Origin of the sequence: Cohaesibacter intestini, assembly GCF_003324485.1 — a bacterium.
Lineage (GTDB): Bacteria > Pseudomonadota > Alphaproteobacteria > Rhizobiales > Cohaesibacteraceae > Cohaesibacter > Cohaesibacter intestini.
This window is the reverse complement of the sequence record NZ_QODK01000001.1, coordinates 706,894-724,170: the sequence shown is the minus strand read 5'-3', so window position 1 is coordinate 724,170 and position 17,277 is coordinate 706,894. Positions and strand designations below refer to the sequence as shown.

Genomic DNA, 17,277 nt, shown 5'->3' with positions numbered 1-17,277 from the left:
TTTGCCAGAAAGCCAAACAGTCAGACAGGTTTAGCGACGGCGCAGCCGCGCCTTCAGTTCAGCAAGCGAAAAGGCCCCGGTGAGCAAGGTCGCCCCAAGGAACAGTCCAATGCCTGCCCCAACCAACAGGGACAGGCCGATGATACGGCTGACCAGCAGTTCGGCGGCAAGGAAAGGTGTCAGCCAGTCAAGCAGCAGCCAGATACCCGCTCCCATCAACAGGGCCGAAAAGAGGAACAGAGCCAAGCGGCGCATCAGCAGCCGGTCCGCATGGAAATTGCCCCGCCGCCAAAGCACATACCATAGCAACAGCGCATTGACCCAGCCTGACAAAGAGGTCGCCACCGCTATGCCCACATGTTGAAGGAACGGAAACAGCAACAGCGAGCCGCCAACATTGATCACCATGGCGATGGCAGCAAATTGCATCGGCGTTTTGGTGTCTTCCCGCGCAAAAAAGCCAGGAGACAAAACCTTGTTGAGCACAAAGGCCGGCAAGCCAACCGCAAAGGCCGCCAGCGCCCAAGCGGTCATCTGGGTATCCTCAGCGGTAAACTGCCCCCGCTCAAACAACACCGCAATGATCGGCCCGGGCACCACGGCCAACGCCACAGCGGCAGGCAAGGTCAGGAACATGGCAAATTCCATCGCCCTGTTCTGCGCCTGATCAACAGAGGCCTGATCCCCGGCCCGCACCCGGCGCGTCAGGTCCGGCAGCAGCACCACACCAATGGCAATGCCGACCACGCCGAGCGGCAATTGATAAATCCGATCCGCATAATAGAGATAGGACACCGCCCCCGCCTGAAAGGAGGCAATGATCGTGCCGATCATGATATTGAGCTGGGTGACGCCGCCTGCCACAATGCCCGGAATGCCAAGGCGGATCAGTTTGCGGGTATTGTCCGTATGGCGCGGGCGCTTCAAGCGCACGGGAAAGCCTGCGCGACGCGTCGCCCAAATCAGGGCTGCCAGCTGTACGAAACCGGCCACGAACACGCCCCAGGCCAGAAAGTGCCCGGCAAGTGGGCTGTTGTCCGCCCCGCTCACGAGCACCAGCACCAGCGTCGAAATCAGCACCACATTGAGCAGCACGGGTGCGAAGGCAGCCACGGCGAACTTACCCAGCGAATTGAGAATGCCGGACAGAAAGGCAATCACCGACATGCACAACAGATAGGGAAAGGTGATCCGTGTCAGCACCACGGCAAGATCAAACTTGGATGGATCTTCCTGAAAGCCCGGGGCCAGCAAATGGATCAAAAGCGGCATCGCCAGCTCAGCCAAGGCGCTAAAAATCAGCAGCACGAACAGCAGACCGGCGAGAATTTCCTCGGCCACCTTGCGGGCACCCGTCTCGCCATCGGTCTCCAGAGACCCGGCAAAGATCGGCACGAAGGCAGAATTGAAGGCCCCTTCGGCAAACAGGCGCCGGAACAGGTTGGGCAAACGGAAGGCGACAAAAAAGGCGTCGGCCACCGGCCCGGACCCCAGACTGGCCGCCATCAGGATATCGCGCGCGAAACCAAGCACGCGACTGGCGAGCGTCGCCACACCGACGGTGGCAAAATTCTTAAGCATGGACATGGGGTGCCCTTCCTTCCGCAGAGTGTCGAACATGCAATCGCATCCGACCACGACTGACTTATCGCTGTTGACGGGCGGGATCAATCGGCTTCTGCGAAGCTTTCGCGCAAGGATGGCAATATTCAGGCGCTTTCAGTGAGAAAGAGCCTCTCTTGACAGCTTAACGTGGCTGGACCGGATTTTTCGGGTCTGCCTCACCTGTCAGCGCTTCGCGCATCTGGGTTTCGATCATCAATCGGCGATCCGGGTTGGTGATTTTCGCTCCCGTCAGGTCGGTGACATAGAAGGCATCGACCACGCGCTCCCCAAAGGTGGTGATATGAGCCGACTGGATGTCGAGATTGAGCGCCGACAGGGTGCGGGTCAGCGCCGACAACAGGCCCGGACGGTCCAAACCCTCCACCTCAATTACGGTCGACTGGTTGGACAGGTCATTGTTGACCGTCACCTTCTTGCGTGGCCGGAAGGTCTGGAAGCGATTCTTGTGGCTTTCCTTCTGGCTGACCAAGGGCGGCAGGCGGGTTTCGCCCTTCAAGACCTGAACCAGAAGATCAACCACCCGGTTGGCGCGGCGACGTTCATCCCGGTCCTCTTCAAACTCCCGTTCGAGCAGGATGGTATCCAGCGCCCGCCCGTCGGTGGTGGTAAAGACCATCGCATCGACGATGTTGGCTCCGGCGGCTGAACAGGCCCCGGCAATCATCGACAACAGACGCGGATGGTCCGGTGCCAGAATGGTGATTTCGGTGATGCCTTCGAACTCATAGGTTTTGATGGCAGTGGCCACCTTGTCCCCATTTGCGTCAGCCTTCAGGATCAGGTCCGCATGCTCTGCGGCGCTGTCCGCGTCGGTGCGAAGCCAATAGGCCGAGTAATGCAGATTGAGATAGGCCTCGATGGTCGCAGGATCCCGGCTTTCCATCCGATGGCGCAGTTTTTCCTTGGCACGGGCTTCCCGCGCATCGCGGCTTTGCTGCGAATGACCTCCGGTCAGGATCGGCTCGGCTTCGGAATAGAGCGTGCGTAGCAACTGGCCTTTCCAGCCGTTCCAGACGCCCGGACCGACGGCCTTGATGTCGACGACGGTCAGGATCAGCAGCATCCGCATCTGCTCCATTGTCTGAACGACGTTGCAGAAATCGAGGATTGTCTTGCGATCCGCCAAATCTCGGGACTGGGAGACCTGGCTCATGGTCAGATGTTCCATCACCAGCCATGCCACCTGTTCGGTCTGCTCTTCATTCAGCCCCAGACGGGGGCACAGCTCTTGTGCCACGCGCGCCCCGGCGGGCGAGTGGCTTTCCGGGCGGCCTTTGGCAATGTCATGCAGGAACACCGCGACATAAAGCACCACACGGTCATAGATGTTGGGAACCAGCTCGCTGGCCAGTGGATGCTCGTCATTCAGCCGTTGCTTCTCGATTTCCGACAGGATACCGACCGCACGCAGCAAATGTTCATCGACCGTATAATGGTGATACATGTTGAATTGCATCATCGCCACGATGCGCCCGAATTCAGGGATGAAACGCCCCAGAACCCCGGCCTCGGTCATCCGCCGGAGGACATTTTCCGGGTCGCCGCGCGAGGTCAGGATCCGCAGGAAGATTGCATTGGCTTCCTTGTTGGTGCGCAAGTCCTGATCGATCAGTCGCAAATTGTGGCGAATCGCATGCATTGCATCAGGGTGGAAGGAGAGATTCTCCCGGTCCGCTAGCTCGAAGATCCTCAGCATATTGACCGGATTGTCCTTGAAGACCTCTTCACCGACCACGGACAGGCGGCCATGATCCACGATAAAGCCGTGGGCATCGCGGATCTTGCGACGACGAAAGGGAATGGCTGCGAAGAAGCGGTTGATGCCCGGCGCCTGCTTGCCAAAGTCCTCTTCCAGAGCGGCACAGAAGATGCGGGTGATTTCCCCCACTTCCTTGACCACCAGAAAATAGTGCTTCATGAAGCGCTCGACCGCACTCTGGCCCGGATGGCTCTTGTAGCCCATCCGCTCGGCCAACTCCCGCTGGACGTCGAACGACACCCGTTCCTCGGGTCGGTTGGCGACGAAGTGCAAATGGCAACGAACGGTCCAGAGGTGATTGTTGACCTTGCGAAAGCGGCGATATTCCTCATCGGTGAAGACCCCGGCCTCAATCAGGTGGCGGGCCCGACGCACCCGATAGGCATATTGGCCGATCCAGAACAAGGTATGGATGTCCCGAAGCCCGCCTTTGCCCTCTTTGATATTGGGCTCGACCATGTAGCGCGAATCGCCCTGCTGATCATGGCGGGCATCCCGCTCGGCCAGTTTGGCGGCGATGAATTCGGCACTGGTGCCGCGCATCACGGACTTGTCAAACTTCTCGATCAGCTCATCGAACAGGGCCTTCTCGCCATCCAGATAGCGGGCTTCCAGCATTGCGGTGCGGATGGTGATGTCCGACTTGGCCAGCCGGACACATTCTTCCAGTGTCCGCGTCGCATGGCCGACCTTCTGGCCCAGATCCCACAGCATATAGAGGATATATTCAACGACGCTTTCCCCCCAGGGGGTCTGCTTGTAGGGCAGCAGAAACAGCAAATCGATATCGGAATGGGGCGCCAGCGTCGAGCGACCATAGCCTCCCACCGCAGCAATGGCCAACCGTTCGGACGAAGATGGATTTTCCACCGGAAACACCCGTTCAATCGCAAAGCGATAAATCAACCGAATGATCTCGTCTTCCAGATAGGACAGGCGGATGGCGCAATAGATCCCCATCCCGTCTTCGCTCAGAAGCTGCTCGGCGCGTTGACGGCCGGTCTGGAGGATATCTTTCAGCAGCAGCAGAATTTGCCCCCGGACCTTGAAATCGGCTGCATTTCCCCCGCCATCGGCGACGATCTGTTCCATTTGCGCGCGCGCGGCCTCACTGTCGATCAAACCGTCATTCTGGGGGGAGACTGTCATGGTCTTGGCCTTCTCTTCATTGGCTTTGTCTTCAGCGGGCATGTCCGAACAGGGCTCGGAGCGGGGCTGGTTTTGCACGCTTCTCTTCGAGCTGTGCAGTCAAGCAAGTCTTGCGCCAATGTGCGCCGCCCATGCACCATCGTCAAGGCTCCCAGCCGCAAGGAGCCTTGATCTGGACGTCAGATCCCCTCAGATGAGGGCTTTCAGCCGATAGAGCGCTTCATGGGCTTCGCGCGGACTAAGATCGTCCGGGTCAATGGTCTCCAGTTTCTCCCGCAAGGCATCCACCTGAGGCTTGACCACTTCTTGGGCAGGTGCCGAAAAAAGAGGCAGATCATCAATGGTCATGGCGGGTGATTGCCGGTCCCCTTCTTCCAGATGCTCCAGCACATCGCGCGCTCGATGGATCACCGTATCTGGCAAACCGGCAAGCTTGGCCACCTGAATGCCATAGGAGCGGTCTGCAGCGCCGGGCACGATTTCATGCAGAAAGACCACGTCTCCCTGCCATTCCTTCACCCGTACGGTGGCATTCATCAGCCGATCGAGCTTCTCATGCAGCACCGTCAATTCATGATAATGGGTGGCGAACAGGGCCCGCGAGCGATTAACCTCATGCAGGCTTTCGATTGTTGCCCAGGCGATGGACAGGCCATCGAACGTTGCCGTGCCACGGCCAATTTCATCCAGAATGACAAGGGACCGTTCCCCGGCCTGATTGAGAATGGCAGCGGTTTCTACCATTTCCACCATGAAGGTCGAGCGCCCGCGCGCCAGATCATCCGCCGCGCCGACGCGCGAGAAGAGCCGGTCAATCAGACCGATATGAGCGTCCTTGGCGGGCACAAAAGCTCCCATCTGGGCAAGGATCGCAATCAGCGCATTCTGCCTCAGGAAAGTCGACTTACCGGCCATGTTGGGACCGGTCATCAGCCAGATTTTGCCATTCTGTTGGCTGTTGTCGGGGCCGAGATCGCAATCATTGGCGACAAACTGCTCGCCTCCGTCCCGCGCCAGAGCCACTTCGACCACCGGATGGCGGCCATTCTCCACCCGGAAGGCAAGGCTGTTGTCCATTTTCGGACGGCTGTAATTCTGCTCGTCCGCAAGGGTCGCCAGCGCCGCAGACACATCAAGCACCGCCAGCGCGTGGGCTGCCTGCTGGATCATCGGCGAGGCCGCCAGAATGTCATCGCGCAGGCGCTCAAAGATCGACAGCTCAATGGCGATTGCCTTTGCCCCGGCAGATGCGATCCGTGCCTCCAGATCGGCCAGCTCGGTGGTGGTGAAACGCACCACATTGGCCAATGTCTGGCGATGAATATAGGTCTCATTGATTGGCTCGGACATCATCTTGTCCGCATGGTTGGCGGTCACCTCGACAAAATAGCCCAGCACATTGTTGTGCTTGACCTTCAGTGCCTTGATCCCGGTCTGCTCCGCATACTGGGCCTGCAGGGAGGCAATCACCCGCCGGCTTTGGTCGCGCAAAGCGCGCAATTCATCAAGGCTGGCATCATAGCCTTCACGAACGAAGCCGCCATCACGCTTTTGCAAGGGCAATTCGTCGACCAAAGCTGCGGACAAGAGCAGACCCAGCTTTTCCGGCATGGCGCCAAGCGCCTCGCGCGCCTCAGCCAGCTCAGTGGGCAGGGCTTCAGCCCCCACATGGCTGGCGATCTGCGACAGAATGGTGAAAATTGCCCCGAAACCACTGCGTATGGTCCCCAGATCCCGCGGCCCGCCGCGATCAAGCGACAGACGGGACAGGGATCGTGGCATATCCGGCGTGGCTTTCAGCGCGTCGCGCAAGTCGTCCCTCAGGCCCGTCTGTTCCAGACACCAGGCGACAGAGTCCTGCCGCGCCAGAATCTCATCAAGTTGCGCCAGAGGGGCAGCAAGGCGCGCCGCCAAGAGGCGTGACCCGCCACCCGTCACCGTCCGGTCGATGACCGACAGAAGACTGCCTTTCTTGTCGCCGGACAAGGTGCGCACCAGCTCCAGATTGGCGCGGGTGGCCGCATCGATCGACATGGTCCGGTTGGACAAGTCTCGCTCCGGCGGCGACAGGGGTGGTCGTGCCCCCAACTGGGTCTTCTCGACATAGGCCAGCACGGCACTCGCCGCCATCAGCTCGACCCGCTCGAAGTGCCCATGGCCATCAAGGGTCGACAGGCCAAAATAATCCAGCAGGCGGCGTTCGGCGCTCGCCCCGTCAAAAAAGGCTCGAGGCACCGGTGAGAAACTCGCCCGCAGCATATCCTGCAACGGCCGGATATCCTGTTCGCCCAACATATGGTCAGCGACAATCACCTCGCGTGGATCAAGCCGCGCCAGTTCGGCCCCCAGTCGCAGTTGATCAAGCTCCAGAACGCCATAATCGCCGGTCGACATTTCCAGCCAGGAAAGGCCATAAAGATGTCCATCCTCCCCCTTTTTCACGCGGGCGATGGCTGCCAGATAGTTCGAGCTGGACGCATCCAGCAGACTGTCCTCAGTCAGGGTGCCCGGCGTCACCAGCCGCACCACATCCCGGCGCACCACCGATTTTGACCCGCGCTTCTTGGCTTCTGCCGGATCTTCGGTCTGCTCGCAGACGGCCACCTTGTAGCCAAGGGCAATCAGTCGCTCGAGATAGCCTTCGGCCGCATGAACCGGTACGCCGCACATCGGGATATCATCACCCAGATGCTTGCCGCGCTTGGTCAGGGTAATACCGAGTGCCTTGGAGGCTTCAACCGCATCCTCAAAGAACAACTCATAGAAATCGCCCATGCGATAGAAGAGTAGGCTTTCCGGATTGGCCGTTTTGATTTCGAGAAACTGCTCCATCATCGGCGTTGGCTTGTGGGTAGACTTGCTAGTCTCGGCGCTGGCGGCTTTGTTGTGCGTCTCTTCGGACATCTACTTACTGGACTTCCTGTTTGAGGCTTTCAATAATGTGGTTGTCAGGGCGACTCTGTTTTGTACGGATTGCGGCAACTTAACAATCCTCAAGGACCGAGACCACAGACTGGGCCAAATAGCCAGATTGTTAGTTGGCCATGACGCGTTAATGTGCATAACTGCCAGTGATACTATTTTCGAAAATCTGCAAGTAGAATCTCGAAAATGGGAGGACCAGTGCCCGCTTGCACAACGGGTGCATCAAGACCGGAGGAGTACACAGTGGGTGATGACAATGTAAAGGCAGGCGTTTCCGTAACCGACGAAGAAGCGCTGATTTTTCACCAAAAAGGCCGTCCCGGCAAAATCGAAATCGTGGCCTCAAAGCCGATGGCGACTCAGCGCGATCTGTCGCTGGCCTATTCGCCCGGCGTGGCGGCCCCCGTTCGCGCGATTGCCGAAGATCCCTCAACCGCCTTTGACTATACCGCGCGCGGCAATCTTGTGGCCGTGATTTCCAACGGGTCCGCAATTCTTGGCCTAGGCAATCTGGGGGCGCTGGCCTCCAAGCCGGTGATGGAAGGCAAGGCCGTTTTGTTCAAGCGCTTCGCCGACATTGATTCCATCGATCTGGAAGTGGATGCTCAGGACGCGGATGTCTTTATCGAAGCGGTTCGCCATCTTGGACCGTCCTTCGGTGGCATCAACCTTGAAGACATCAAGGCGCCGGAATGCTTCATCATCGAACAGAAGCTGAAGGAAGTCATGGATATTCCGGTCTTCCATGACGATCAGCATGGCACGGCGATCATTGCCGCCGCCGGTCTGTTCAACGCGCTGCACCTGACCAACCGCAACATCAAGGATATCAAGCTGGTCTGTAACGGCGCCGGTGCCGCTGGCATCGCCTGCATCGAGCTGATCAAGGCGATGGGTGTGCCCCACGAGAATGTCATTCTGTGTGATACCAAGGGTCCCATCTATCAGGGCCGCAAGGAAGGCATGAATCAGTGGAAGTCGGCGCACGCGGTCAAGACCGATGCCCGCTCTCTGGAAGAAGCCCTGAAAGGGGCCGACGTCTTCTTCGGCGTCTCCGTCAAGGGCGCGCTGACGCCGGAGATGGTTGCCGTCATGGGACCCAATCCGATCATCTTTGCCATGGCCAACCCGGATCCGGAGATCACCCCGGAAGAGGTACAGGCCGTGCGCGATGACGCGATTGTCGCCACCGGTCGCTCGGACTATCCCAACCAGGTCAACAATGTGCTTGGCTTCCCTTACATCTTCCGCGGTGCGCTTGATGTGCGGGCGACCGAAATCAACGACGCGATGAAAATCGCCGCTGCCCGAGCCTTGGCAGATCTCGCCCGTGAGGATGTGCCCGACGAAGTCGCTCACGCCTATCAGGGCAATCGGCCGAAATTTGGCCCGGACTATATCATTCCGGTGCCGTTCGATCCGCGGTTGATCTCTTCGATTCCACCGGCCGTGGCCCGCGCTGCCATGGAAAGCGGTGTGGCGCGCCGCCCGCTGGTCGATCTGCAATCCTATGCCCAGCAATTGAGTGCCCGTCGGGACCCGCTCGCCTCCACGCTCCAGCGCGTCTATAGCCGGGTGCGCCGCAATCCGCGCCGGGTGGTCTTCACCGAGGGTGAGGAGGAGCAGGTCATCCGCGCAGCGGTGTCCTTCGTCAATGAAGAGCTCGGCACAGCGGTGCTGGTCGGGCGTGACGACAAAATTCGCAGACGAGCCGAGGAAGCGGGCATCGAAATCAACCGTCCGGGGATCGAACTGGTCAATGCCCGCCTGTCGACCCGCGTCGAGGATTATGCCGACAATCTCTATCGTCGCCTGCAGCGCAAGGGCTATCTCTATCGCGACTGTCTGCGCATGGTGAACAGTGACCGCAACATCTTTGCTGCGTCCATCGTTGCCATGGGCGATGCCGATGCCATGGTCTCCGGTGTCACGAGGAACTATTCCGTCGTGCTCGAGGATGTCCAGAAGGTCATCGACCCGCGGCCCGGCCATCGGGTGGTCGGTGTGACGATTGCGCTTTGCAAGGATCGCACGGTGCTGGTGACCGACACAGCCGTCCACGACATGCCGACCGCTGAAGAGCTGGCCGACATTGCCGAGGAAGCCTCCGGTGTTGCCCGCAAGCTCGGCATTGAGCCGCGCGTCGCCATGCTGGCCTATTCCACCTTTGGTCATCCGGAAGGGGAGCGCTCGGACAATCTGCGCGATGCGGTGCGTATCCTCGATCGTCGCCGCGTCGATTTTGAGTATGATGGAGAAATGGCTGCCGATGTCGCTCTGAATGGCGACTTGATGGCCGCCTATCCGTTCTGTCGTCTGTCGGAACCGGCCAACGTGCTGGTCATGCCTGCCTTCCACGCAGCCTCCATCTCCACCAAGATGCTGCAGGAGTTGGGCGGTGCGACCCTTCTCGGTCCGCTGCTGGTCGGCCTCGACAAGCCGGTGCAGATCTTGCCGCTTGGTGCGACCGACGTCGAGATTGTCAATATGGCAGCCCTTGCCGCCTACAATCTCGGATCCTGATGTCAGGCATACCGGTCCATGAGATCAAAAATAAAAAAGGCCGCTCGTTCGAGCGGCCTTTTGTGTGTCGTAGCACCGGATTGAGGCATGCCCTCAGTTATGTTGCGCAACCGCATCCTGCACATGGGATGTGCTGTAATGCTGCACATATTTCGGATCGATATTCTCGATAGGCATGATGATGAAGACATCGGTGGTGCCAAACTGGTGATCCACCATGGCGCTTTCACCAAAGTAGCAGCCAATGCGCATATAGGCCTTGAGCAACGGCGGCAGCTGACGCAACGCCTGCTTGTCATTGATTGCGTCCGGGTCTGCCTGAGCCAGTGGCACGCGGATATGCGGCCAGGCTTCCACTTTCCAGTCTTTGGGAGGTTTGCCCACCTTGGACAGGAAAGTCAGCGGCTCGGCCAGTTCTTTCGGATCCGTTCCGGACAGGGAAGCGCAGCCGATCATCACATCGATCTTGTGGATCTGGACATAGGCCCAAATGCCCTGCCAGAGCAGTTCGATGGTGCGTTTGGTGCGATAATCCTTCAGCACGCAGGAGCGGCCAAGCTCCAGAAAACGATGCTCGGGATGGGCATCAAGAATTGGCTGGATGTTGAACTCGTTGGCCGAGTAGAAGCCACCATAGAGATTGGCCATTTCCTGTCGCAGCAGGCGATAGGTGCCAACGATACGTGGTTCCTGGCGTCGGAACTTCTTCTTTGGTGGTTCATGATCGAGCACCAGAAGATGATCGCAAATGGCATCAAACGCATCCGCATCCCGACGGGTGAATTTGGTGTGACTGTCGGGCTTGGCCGCCATTTCCTTGTAGAAGACCTTGTAACGCAGGCGTTGGGCCTTGCGGATTTCCCCCTCGGTCTGTGCGAGGCGAATTTCCAGCGAGCCAACCCGTCCCAGCGTGATCGGCATCGAGCTGATTGGTCGACCATCACGCAGGCGATTGCGCCTGAGGGCTGCGAGAATCTTCTTTGGCAAGTCGGGCGTCATAAACGAGGATTTGCCATTCTGCGCACCATTAGGGAAGGCTGAGAGCTCTTTGTCCAGCATCGCCATTGGGTCGTTTCCCCTTCATTCCGTCATTTCATTTTTGATTCGCGGTGACGGCGCTTCGCTATCAGATTTGTGCCTTGTTTTCGGGATGTCTGCAACTATTTGTGTCAAAATGGTCGCCCATGTCCGTCACCGAGGCAAGCAAACTGGTTGTTGCTGCTTTTCGCGGAGCGATAGCATCCCTAAAGCACAGAATTGTGACGGCTTCCGCCCTGACCAAGGCTTTTGCGGATGATCTCGACAAGGGTGTCCGGCTCGACGGGTTTGACGATGAAGTCGCCAAAGCCATGGTTGAGGCATTGTTGTCGGGTTTCCTCCAGCGCGTCAGCAGTGAAAGCCAGTTTTGGGATCGAGCGGCCAAGCGCCGCGTCCCGACATTCAAGCGCATCAAACAGGGTGATGCCATCCATATCCGGCATATGCAGGTCAAGCAGTGCCAGATCAAACTGTGCCCCCGAGGCATATAGCTCAAGGGCCGCCTCCCCGGACTTGGCCATGGAAATGGTCATGCCAGCCTTTTGCAGCGCCGTGCTGGCGAGCAAGGCGTTGATTTCATTGTCCTCGACCAACAAGATGTGCGCCGCTGCGGCTGGAGGGGCAAGAGTCTCTTCCCCTCCAGCCTGGTCGGTCCGTTTGGTCTGGTCCGTTTGGTCAGGAAAATCGGGATGGGCCCGCAAGGCAGGATGCCCCAGCAGAGACTGATATAGCGAACTTTGCCGCACTGGCTTGACCAGATAGGCGGTGATGCCACTGTCGCGCATTTGCGGAATGACACGCCGCTCTCCCGGCTCCAGCAGGATGATCCGGCTTTGCGGCAAGGGCCGTGTCAGGCTGCCGCCCCGCAAAGGATCGAATCCTGCCAATATGCAGGCAACCTTGTCCGGCTCGGCCCCATTGATCAGCAGGTGGTCCGGGGTCATGCCAGTGCCGGTTTGCTGCCAGTCTTCAAGGCTGAAGGGATGAAAATCGATGCCCCAGTCCTGACAATAGGCATAGAGCGCACGGCTGTCGGCCTGTGTCAGGTCAATGCCGACCAATTGATGGCCGCGCAGAGACACCGCCTCCTGCGGCGCAACAGGGGGGTGACCATCGCCGGTGTCCGTGGTGACCGCATCCTGTTCGTCGCCTGTCAGCCAATCACCCTTCAGCCGCAGGGTGAAGGTGGATCCTTTGCCGACCCTACTGACCAGATCAATATCACCGTCCATCAACCGGGCCAGACGTCGGGAAATCGCCAGACCCAGCCCCGCTCCGTCATGGGGGCGGGTGGTGGACTGATCCGCCTGCTCGAATTCCTCGAACAGCCGTGAAATCATGGACTCACTGATGCCGGGGCCGGTATCGCGGACCGACAAAAGCAGCGTTGCCTGCTCCCCGTCCAACAAGGGACCTTCGCAGTCGAGCGACAGGTTGATTGCGCCCTCGTTCGTGAACTTGATCGCATTGCCAAGCAGATTAACCAATATCTGCCGCACCCGCACCGGGTCGATCAGCATCTTGTCGGGCACCGATTGTCCGACCCAGGAAGCGACCGACAAGCCCTTCTCCTGCGCATCCGGAGCCAGCAGCTCCAGCACGTCCTCCATCAGCCGGGCCGGCGAGGTCCATTCAGACCGCAAGGTGAGCTTTCCCGCCTCGATCCGCGACAGATCCAGCACATCATTGACCAGCGCCAGCAATGCGGTACCCGATTGACGCAGAGCCTGATTGTAATTGCTTTGCTCGGCAGACAATGGTGTCGAATCCAGCAGATTGGCCATGCCGATAATGCCATTCAGCGGGGTACGCATTTCGTGACTGATGGTCGCCAGAAAGCGCGACTTGGCCTCGCTCGCAGCTTCCATCCGTTTGTAGGCGGTGATGTCGCGGGCAATCAGCAGGCGCAATCCGTCTCCACCCCCTTGACGCAAATTGGTGCGCATCAGGGTTTCGGTCCAGCGGAACCAGGTGTCGCCCTGTTTGGTCGGCATTTGCCGCTCCCATAAGGGTTCCCCTTCATGCCGTCCCCCGGTGTGAGGGTCATCCCCCTCGTCGGTCACCAATTGGCCGCTGGCGGGATCGGGAAGAAACGGTGAATGGCTGAGATTGGCCTCAAAATACCGCTCAAAAGCATCATTGGCATAGCGAATATGCCCGTTGTCATCGAGATGCAGCAGGATATCGTCCTGCCGATCCAGCAGGGTGCGATATTTCTGCTCCGCCTCACGCAATTCCCAATTCTGGTCCTGCAAATGCTCGCATTGTAGGTCGATTTCCTTCAATTGCTGCTGAAGATGGGCTTCCTTGTCCGGTTGTCGTGTTGGATTGCCCACTGCGCCGACCAGATGCACAATGAAAATCATCCCAGCCAGCGCCCAGAGGCTTGCTCCCAGCCAGATCCAAGGACCCGTCAGGGTCAAGGCAAAGGCCCCGATGGCCAGCGCCAGAAAGCCAGATGCAAGCAGCACGGGACGCAGGCGTCTTGATGGCTTGGGCTGATCCTGTCGGGAGTGGGAAGGCTGGGCACGCATGAATTCTTACCGATGGTGACGTTTCGAACTTTCTAGCACAAGGCGGTGACCAAAGTCTTTCCAGTTGTGCGAATTGGCCCGCTATGCCTGCTGAGCGTAGAGGCAAGTGGAACGAACGGTCTGAAAAGGACCGGCTGCTGGATTCTACCATTGCATTTTCTGTCAGGCTGCATAGGTTAGTGGACCGCTCAGTCATGAAGCCAATGGAGGAAGCCATGAGCACAATGTCCCGCATTGAAATCGAAGCCACCGGTGGACCGGACCAGATGAAGCTGGTTGAACGGGACATTCCTGCGCTCGCGCCGGGCCAGATTCTGGTCCGTCATGATGCCATTGGTGTCAATTTCATCGACGTCTATTTCCGCTCCGGCCTTTATCCAGTCCCACAATGGCCTTCTGGGTTGGGCCGCGAGGCTGCGGGCATTGTCCAGTCGGTCGGTGAAGGGGTCTCTCATATCAAGGCAGGCGACCGGGTTGCCTATTGCTCCGGTGCGATGGGCTCTTATGCCACCCATCACGTGATCGACGCAAAGGTGGCCGTGCTGTTGCCCACCTCGATTTCCTCCAAGGATGCGGCAGCCTCCCTGCTGAAGGGCCTGACAGTGCAATATCTTATCCGTCAGATCTATCCGGTCAAAGCGGGGGAGACCGTGCTGTTTCATGCTGCTGCCGGTGGGGTCGGCTCCCTGGCGGTCCAGTGGCTCAAGGCGCTCGGAGCCAAAGTCATCGGTACGGTCGGTTCAGAGGAAAAAGCCGAACTGGCCAAGAGCTTGGGCTGCGATTGCGTCATCAATTACCGCACCGAATCGGTTCCGGAACGGGTGTTGGAATTCACCGGAGGCGAGAAGCTGCCCGTGGTCTTTGACGGGGTTGGCAAGGATACCTTCATGGACGGCCTCGAGTGCCTGCGACCGCGCGGACTGCTGATTTCCTATGGCAATGCGTCTGGGCCGGTGGAAGGGGTCAATCTTGGTATTCTCGGGGCCAAGGGCTCGCTGATGGTCACCCGCCCGACCCTTTATGATTTCATTTCCACGCCGGAAGACCTGGCTGCCGCCAGTGGTGATTTCTTTGAGGCATTGGCCTCAGGTGGCATCAAGATCACCCCGCCAGCTGAATATGCGCTGGCCGATGCTGCCAAGGCCCATGCGGATCTCGAAGCCCGCAAGACCACCGGATCATTGATCCTGATCCCATAAGGGAAATCATGTCGTTGTCGTAACGATGACTGATTTTGGCCATATATTGGCTATTGAGACCGCATTTGAAAGGCCCGTCGAAACACCGATGGGCCTTTTTGCGTTGCCCAACCTTCCATCACCGCCATCACCTGTTGATCAAGCGGCCAAAGGGCCTCGACCTCTAAATCATAGTCCCGACCCTGATGGATGCTGTGATAGTCGGCGACCGCGATGCCAATAGGGCGGTCTCCACGCAAACGCTCCCGCTCGGCCAGCAGATCGGGCGGACAATGGAGCGCGACGAAATAGACATCAAAGGGCGCGAACAGCGTCACCAGCTGCTCGAACATGCCCTCCTGATCAAGAATATGCTCGACTATCAGATGATTGCCCGCTTCGGCATAGGCGGCGAGGCTGCGGTGATAGCCATCGAAAAATTTCGGCTTGGCGGCCCGCCAGTCAAAATCGCCAGCCTTGAAGCGGGCGCTGGGCAGAACGCCGGAATCCCGCAAATGGTCGATGGAAATATGCCAGAAAGGCAAAGGAAGGGCGCTTTGCAGCGCCCTTGCCAATGTCGATTTGCCTGAGGAAGACGCACCATGCAGTAACAGGATCTGGCTTGGTGTCGTCCCAGTCTCAGTCTCTGTCTCAGTCGCCATCCCGATGCCGTCCCTTGGCCCGTTCGCTTTCCTGAATTGCCGATTTCACCATCTTGCCAAAGGCGCGGGTGCGCTTGCGGCTTTCAGCAATGCTTTCGCTGTTGCGATTGTCCTCGGCCTGCAATTTGCGCCAGCGATCGAGCCGTTCCGGTTCCAGCTCTCCTGCTTCAATGGCCGCCTGAACAGCGCATTTCGGCTCGGATTCATGCTGGCAATCATTGAACTTACAGCGGCTGGCCAGGTCAACAATATCGTCGAATACCTGCTCGATGCCGGTGCTTTTTTCATGCAGCCGCAGGGCGCGAATGCCCGGCGTATCCACCAGCCATGCGCCGTTGAGTGTCGGATGCAGTGACCGGTAGGTGGTGGTATGCCGTCCCTTGGCATCGTCTTCGCGAATGGCCCGGGTGGCATCTTCCCGACCGGTCAGACCGTTCAGCAAGGTGGTTTTGCCAACACCGGAGGAGCCGACCATGGCGATGGTCTTGCCTCGGCGACACCAGGGCGACAATTGCTCCACCGCATGCTCGTCCTTGGCATTCAACCCCATGACCTCCAGTCCCTTCATCAGGCCACGGGCCTGATCGAGATAGCTGTCAGGCTCGTCACATAGATCCACCTTGGTGATCAGGATCACCGAATCCACCTCGGCATCCTTGGCCAGCGCCAGAAACCGCTCCAGACGCGCCAGATTGAAATCGTCATTGCAGGAGGTGACGATGAACAGCACGTCGACATTGGTCGCCATGATCTGTTCAGACACATCGGTGCCTGCCGCCCGGCGAATGAGTGCACTATAGGGATCAAGGCGACGGGTGATCTGGTCGGTATGATCCGCCAGCACCCAGTCTCCGACACCAAAGGCCGAGGTCGGCACTTTGTGCGGTGTGCGCAGGGTGCGGGTCTCTGCTGCCCCCATGCCAACCACGACGGAGCGTTGAATTTCACTGATGCGATAGGGGGTCAGGGTCTCCAACTCGTCAAGTTCGAGTTGGCGTGTGAAATGGCTGCCAAAGCCCAGATCGGACAAGCTCCGACCGGCCTTGGGGGCAGGTGCCTTGCCCAGAAAGTCTTCAAAAGACATCATTGTCTTGCCTATGGGTAAAAGATCATCGACGGCGCAAGCCTTTCGGCAGGGCCGGTGGGTCCAGGCAAGATCAGGACTATCATCAGACAGCCATTGCCCGGAGGTAAGTTAAGCGATCCATAATCTTCCTCCTTGTTGGGTTGGGTTGCTGTGTCGATCTGTTGGACCGGACGGTTTGCCGATCTTAGGCATGGATGACCATCGGGACAGCGCATCTTAGGCAGCTTGCGTGGCTTTTGACAAGATTGTTCCGTTCAAGCCCCGTCCGCTTATGCACCATTCTGCAGTCTATAGGCGGGGACACACTGTGGCGTGAAGGACAAGGAACGGTCCTGCGGGCGGCTCGAAGTTAAGCCGGGCTTCTATTGGCCCGGTTGCCAATCGGGAGACGCCATCTCAAAGCCGTCAAATACGAAACCCGGCGCGACCGTGCAGCTGACCAGCGTCCAGTCCCCAAGGCTTTCAGCCGATTGCCAATGGTGGCGCGGCACGATGATTTGGGGACGTTCACCGGCCAGAATATTCGGCCCCAATGTCCGGCTTTCCGACCCTTTGCCATCCGCTGATTGCCGCAGCAACAGGGGCGCGCCCCCATGCCAGAACCAGATCTCGGTGGCATCCACCCGGTGCCAGTGGGACCGGTCTCCCGCTTCCAGCAGATAATAGATGGCGGTGGAATGGCCGCGTCCTTCCGGACCGTCACCATCCCGGAAGGTCTCAGAAAAATAGCCGCCCTCGGGATGCGGTTGCATCTCAAGGGCGGCTATGATGTCCTTGGCATTGGTCACGCCCGAGC

The 17,277-nt window shown here is 58.7% G+C and carries 10 protein-coding genes; 2 read left to right on the top strand and 8 right to left on the bottom strand.

The genetic code is table 11. The features are described from left to right. Window positions 1-30 precede the first annotated feature (30 nt). The 3 genes from murJ to mutS form a co-directional block, all read right to left on the bottom strand. The gene (murJ, locus tag DSD30_RS02980; protein WP_114008085.1) at window positions 31-1,587 is read right to left on the bottom strand and encodes a murein biosynthesis integral membrane protein MurJ; all 1,557 of its coding nucleotides are present in this window, start codon (window positions 1,585-1,587) and stop codon (window positions 31-33) included. 160 nt (window positions 1,588-1,747) lie between these two features. Further along, window positions 1,748-4,612 carry a [protein-PII] uridylyltransferase gene (locus tag DSD30_RS02975; RefSeq protein ID WP_245418337.1) on the bottom strand — a complete coding sequence of 955 codons (2,865 nt, stop codon included), beginning with the start codon at window positions 4,610-4,612 and terminating at the stop codon, window positions 1,748-1,750. A gap of 111 nt (window positions 4,613-4,723) precedes the next feature. Beyond that, a complete protein-coding gene (gene mutS / locus DSD30_RS02970) occupies window positions 4,724-7,438 on the bottom strand; it encodes a DNA mismatch repair protein MutS (protein ID WP_114008083.1) in 2,715 nt (904 codons plus the stop codon). A gap of 207 nt (window positions 7,439-7,645) precedes the next feature. Here mutS and DSD30_RS02965 point away from each other — a divergent pair, with 207 nt between their 5' ends. Beyond that, window positions 7,646-9,982, top strand: coding sequence for an NADP-dependent malic enzyme (locus tag DSD30_RS02965; protein ID WP_114008082.1), 2,337 nt, complete (start codon window positions 7,646-7,648; stop codon window positions 9,980-9,982). A gap of 93 nt (window positions 9,983-10,075) precedes the next feature. Here DSD30_RS02965 and olsB read toward each other — a convergent pair whose 3' ends face one another. Together olsB and DSD30_RS02955 are read right to left on the bottom strand one after the other, a co-directional pair. Further along, on the bottom strand, window positions 10,076-11,047 hold the full coding sequence (gene olsB, locus DSD30_RS02960) for a l-ornithine N(alpha)-acyltransferase (protein WP_245418335.1): 972 nt from the start codon (window positions 11,045-11,047) through the stop codon (window positions 10,076-10,078). 179 nt (window positions 11,048-11,226) lie between these two features. Next, a complete protein-coding gene (locus DSD30_RS02955) occupies window positions 11,227-13,554 on the bottom strand; it encodes a PAS domain-containing hybrid sensor histidine kinase/response regulator (RefSeq protein WP_114008081.1) in 2,328 nt (775 codons plus the stop codon). A gap of 224 nt (window positions 13,555-13,778) precedes the next feature. Here DSD30_RS02955 and DSD30_RS02950 point away from each other — a divergent pair, with 224 nt between their 5' ends. Continuing rightward, window positions 13,779-14,753, top strand: coding sequence for a quinone oxidoreductase family protein (locus tag DSD30_RS02950; protein WP_114008600.1), 975 nt, complete (start codon window positions 13,779-13,781; stop codon window positions 14,751-14,753). Between the two features lie 50 nt (window positions 14,754-14,803). On the opposite strand, the gene DSD30_RS02945 is transcribed toward DSD30_RS02950, so the two are convergent. From DSD30_RS02945 to DSD30_RS02935, 3 genes are all read right to left on the bottom strand, one after another. Continuing rightward, on the bottom strand, window positions 14,804-15,394 hold the full coding sequence (locus DSD30_RS02945; protein ID WP_114008080.1) for a chloramphenicol phosphotransferase CPT family protein: 591 nt from the start codon (window positions 15,392-15,394) through the stop codon (window positions 14,804-14,806). Next, complete coding sequence (gene rsgA / locus DSD30_RS02940; RefSeq protein ID WP_245418334.1) at window positions 15,384-16,481, bottom strand: ribosome small subunit-dependent GTPase A; 1,098 nt, start codon at window positions 16,479-16,481, stop codon at window positions 15,384-15,386. The genes DSD30_RS02945 and rsgA overlap by 11 nt, the downstream gene beginning before the upstream one ends. A 362-nt stretch (window positions 16,482-16,843) precedes the next feature. Next, window positions 16,844-17,269 (bottom strand): cupin domain-containing protein, encoded by a 426-nt coding sequence (locus DSD30_RS02935; RefSeq protein WP_114008079.1) that lies wholly within the window; start codon window positions 17,267-17,269, stop codon window positions 16,844-16,846. Between the last annotated feature and the right edge of the window lie 8 nt (window positions 17,270-17,277).

Bases quoted from the DNA above. Each gene is read 5' to 3' on its own strand.
- murJ (WP_114008085.1), bottom strand. From the start codon at position 1,587: ATGTCCATGCTTAAGAATTTTGCCACCGTCGGTGTGGCGACGCTCGCC.
- mutS (WP_114008083.1), bottom strand. From the start codon at position 7,438: ATGTCCGAAGAGACGCACAACAAAGCCGCCAGCGCCGAGACTAGCAAG.
- DSD30_RS02965 (WP_114008082.1), top strand. From the start codon at position 7,646: ATGGGAGGACCAGTGCCCGCTTGCACAACGGGTGCATCAAGACCGGAG.
- olsB (WP_245418335.1), bottom strand. From the start codon at position 11,047: ATGGCGATGCTGGACAAAGAGCTCTCAGCCTTCCCTAATGGTGCGCAG.
- DSD30_RS02955 (WP_114008081.1), bottom strand. From the start codon at position 13,554: ATGCGTGCCCAGCCTTCCCACTCCCGACAGGATCAGCCCAAGCCATCA.
- DSD30_RS02950 (WP_114008600.1), top strand. From the start codon at position 13,779: ATGTCCCGCATTGAAATCGAAGCCACCGGTGGACCGGACCAGATGAAG.
- DSD30_RS02945 (WP_114008080.1), bottom strand. From the start codon at position 15,394: ATGGCGACTGAGACAGAGACTGAGACTGGGACGACACCAAGCCAGATC.
- rsgA (WP_245418334.1), bottom strand. From the start codon at position 16,481: ATGATGTCTTTTGAAGACTTTCTGGGCAAGGCACCTGCCCCCAAGGCC.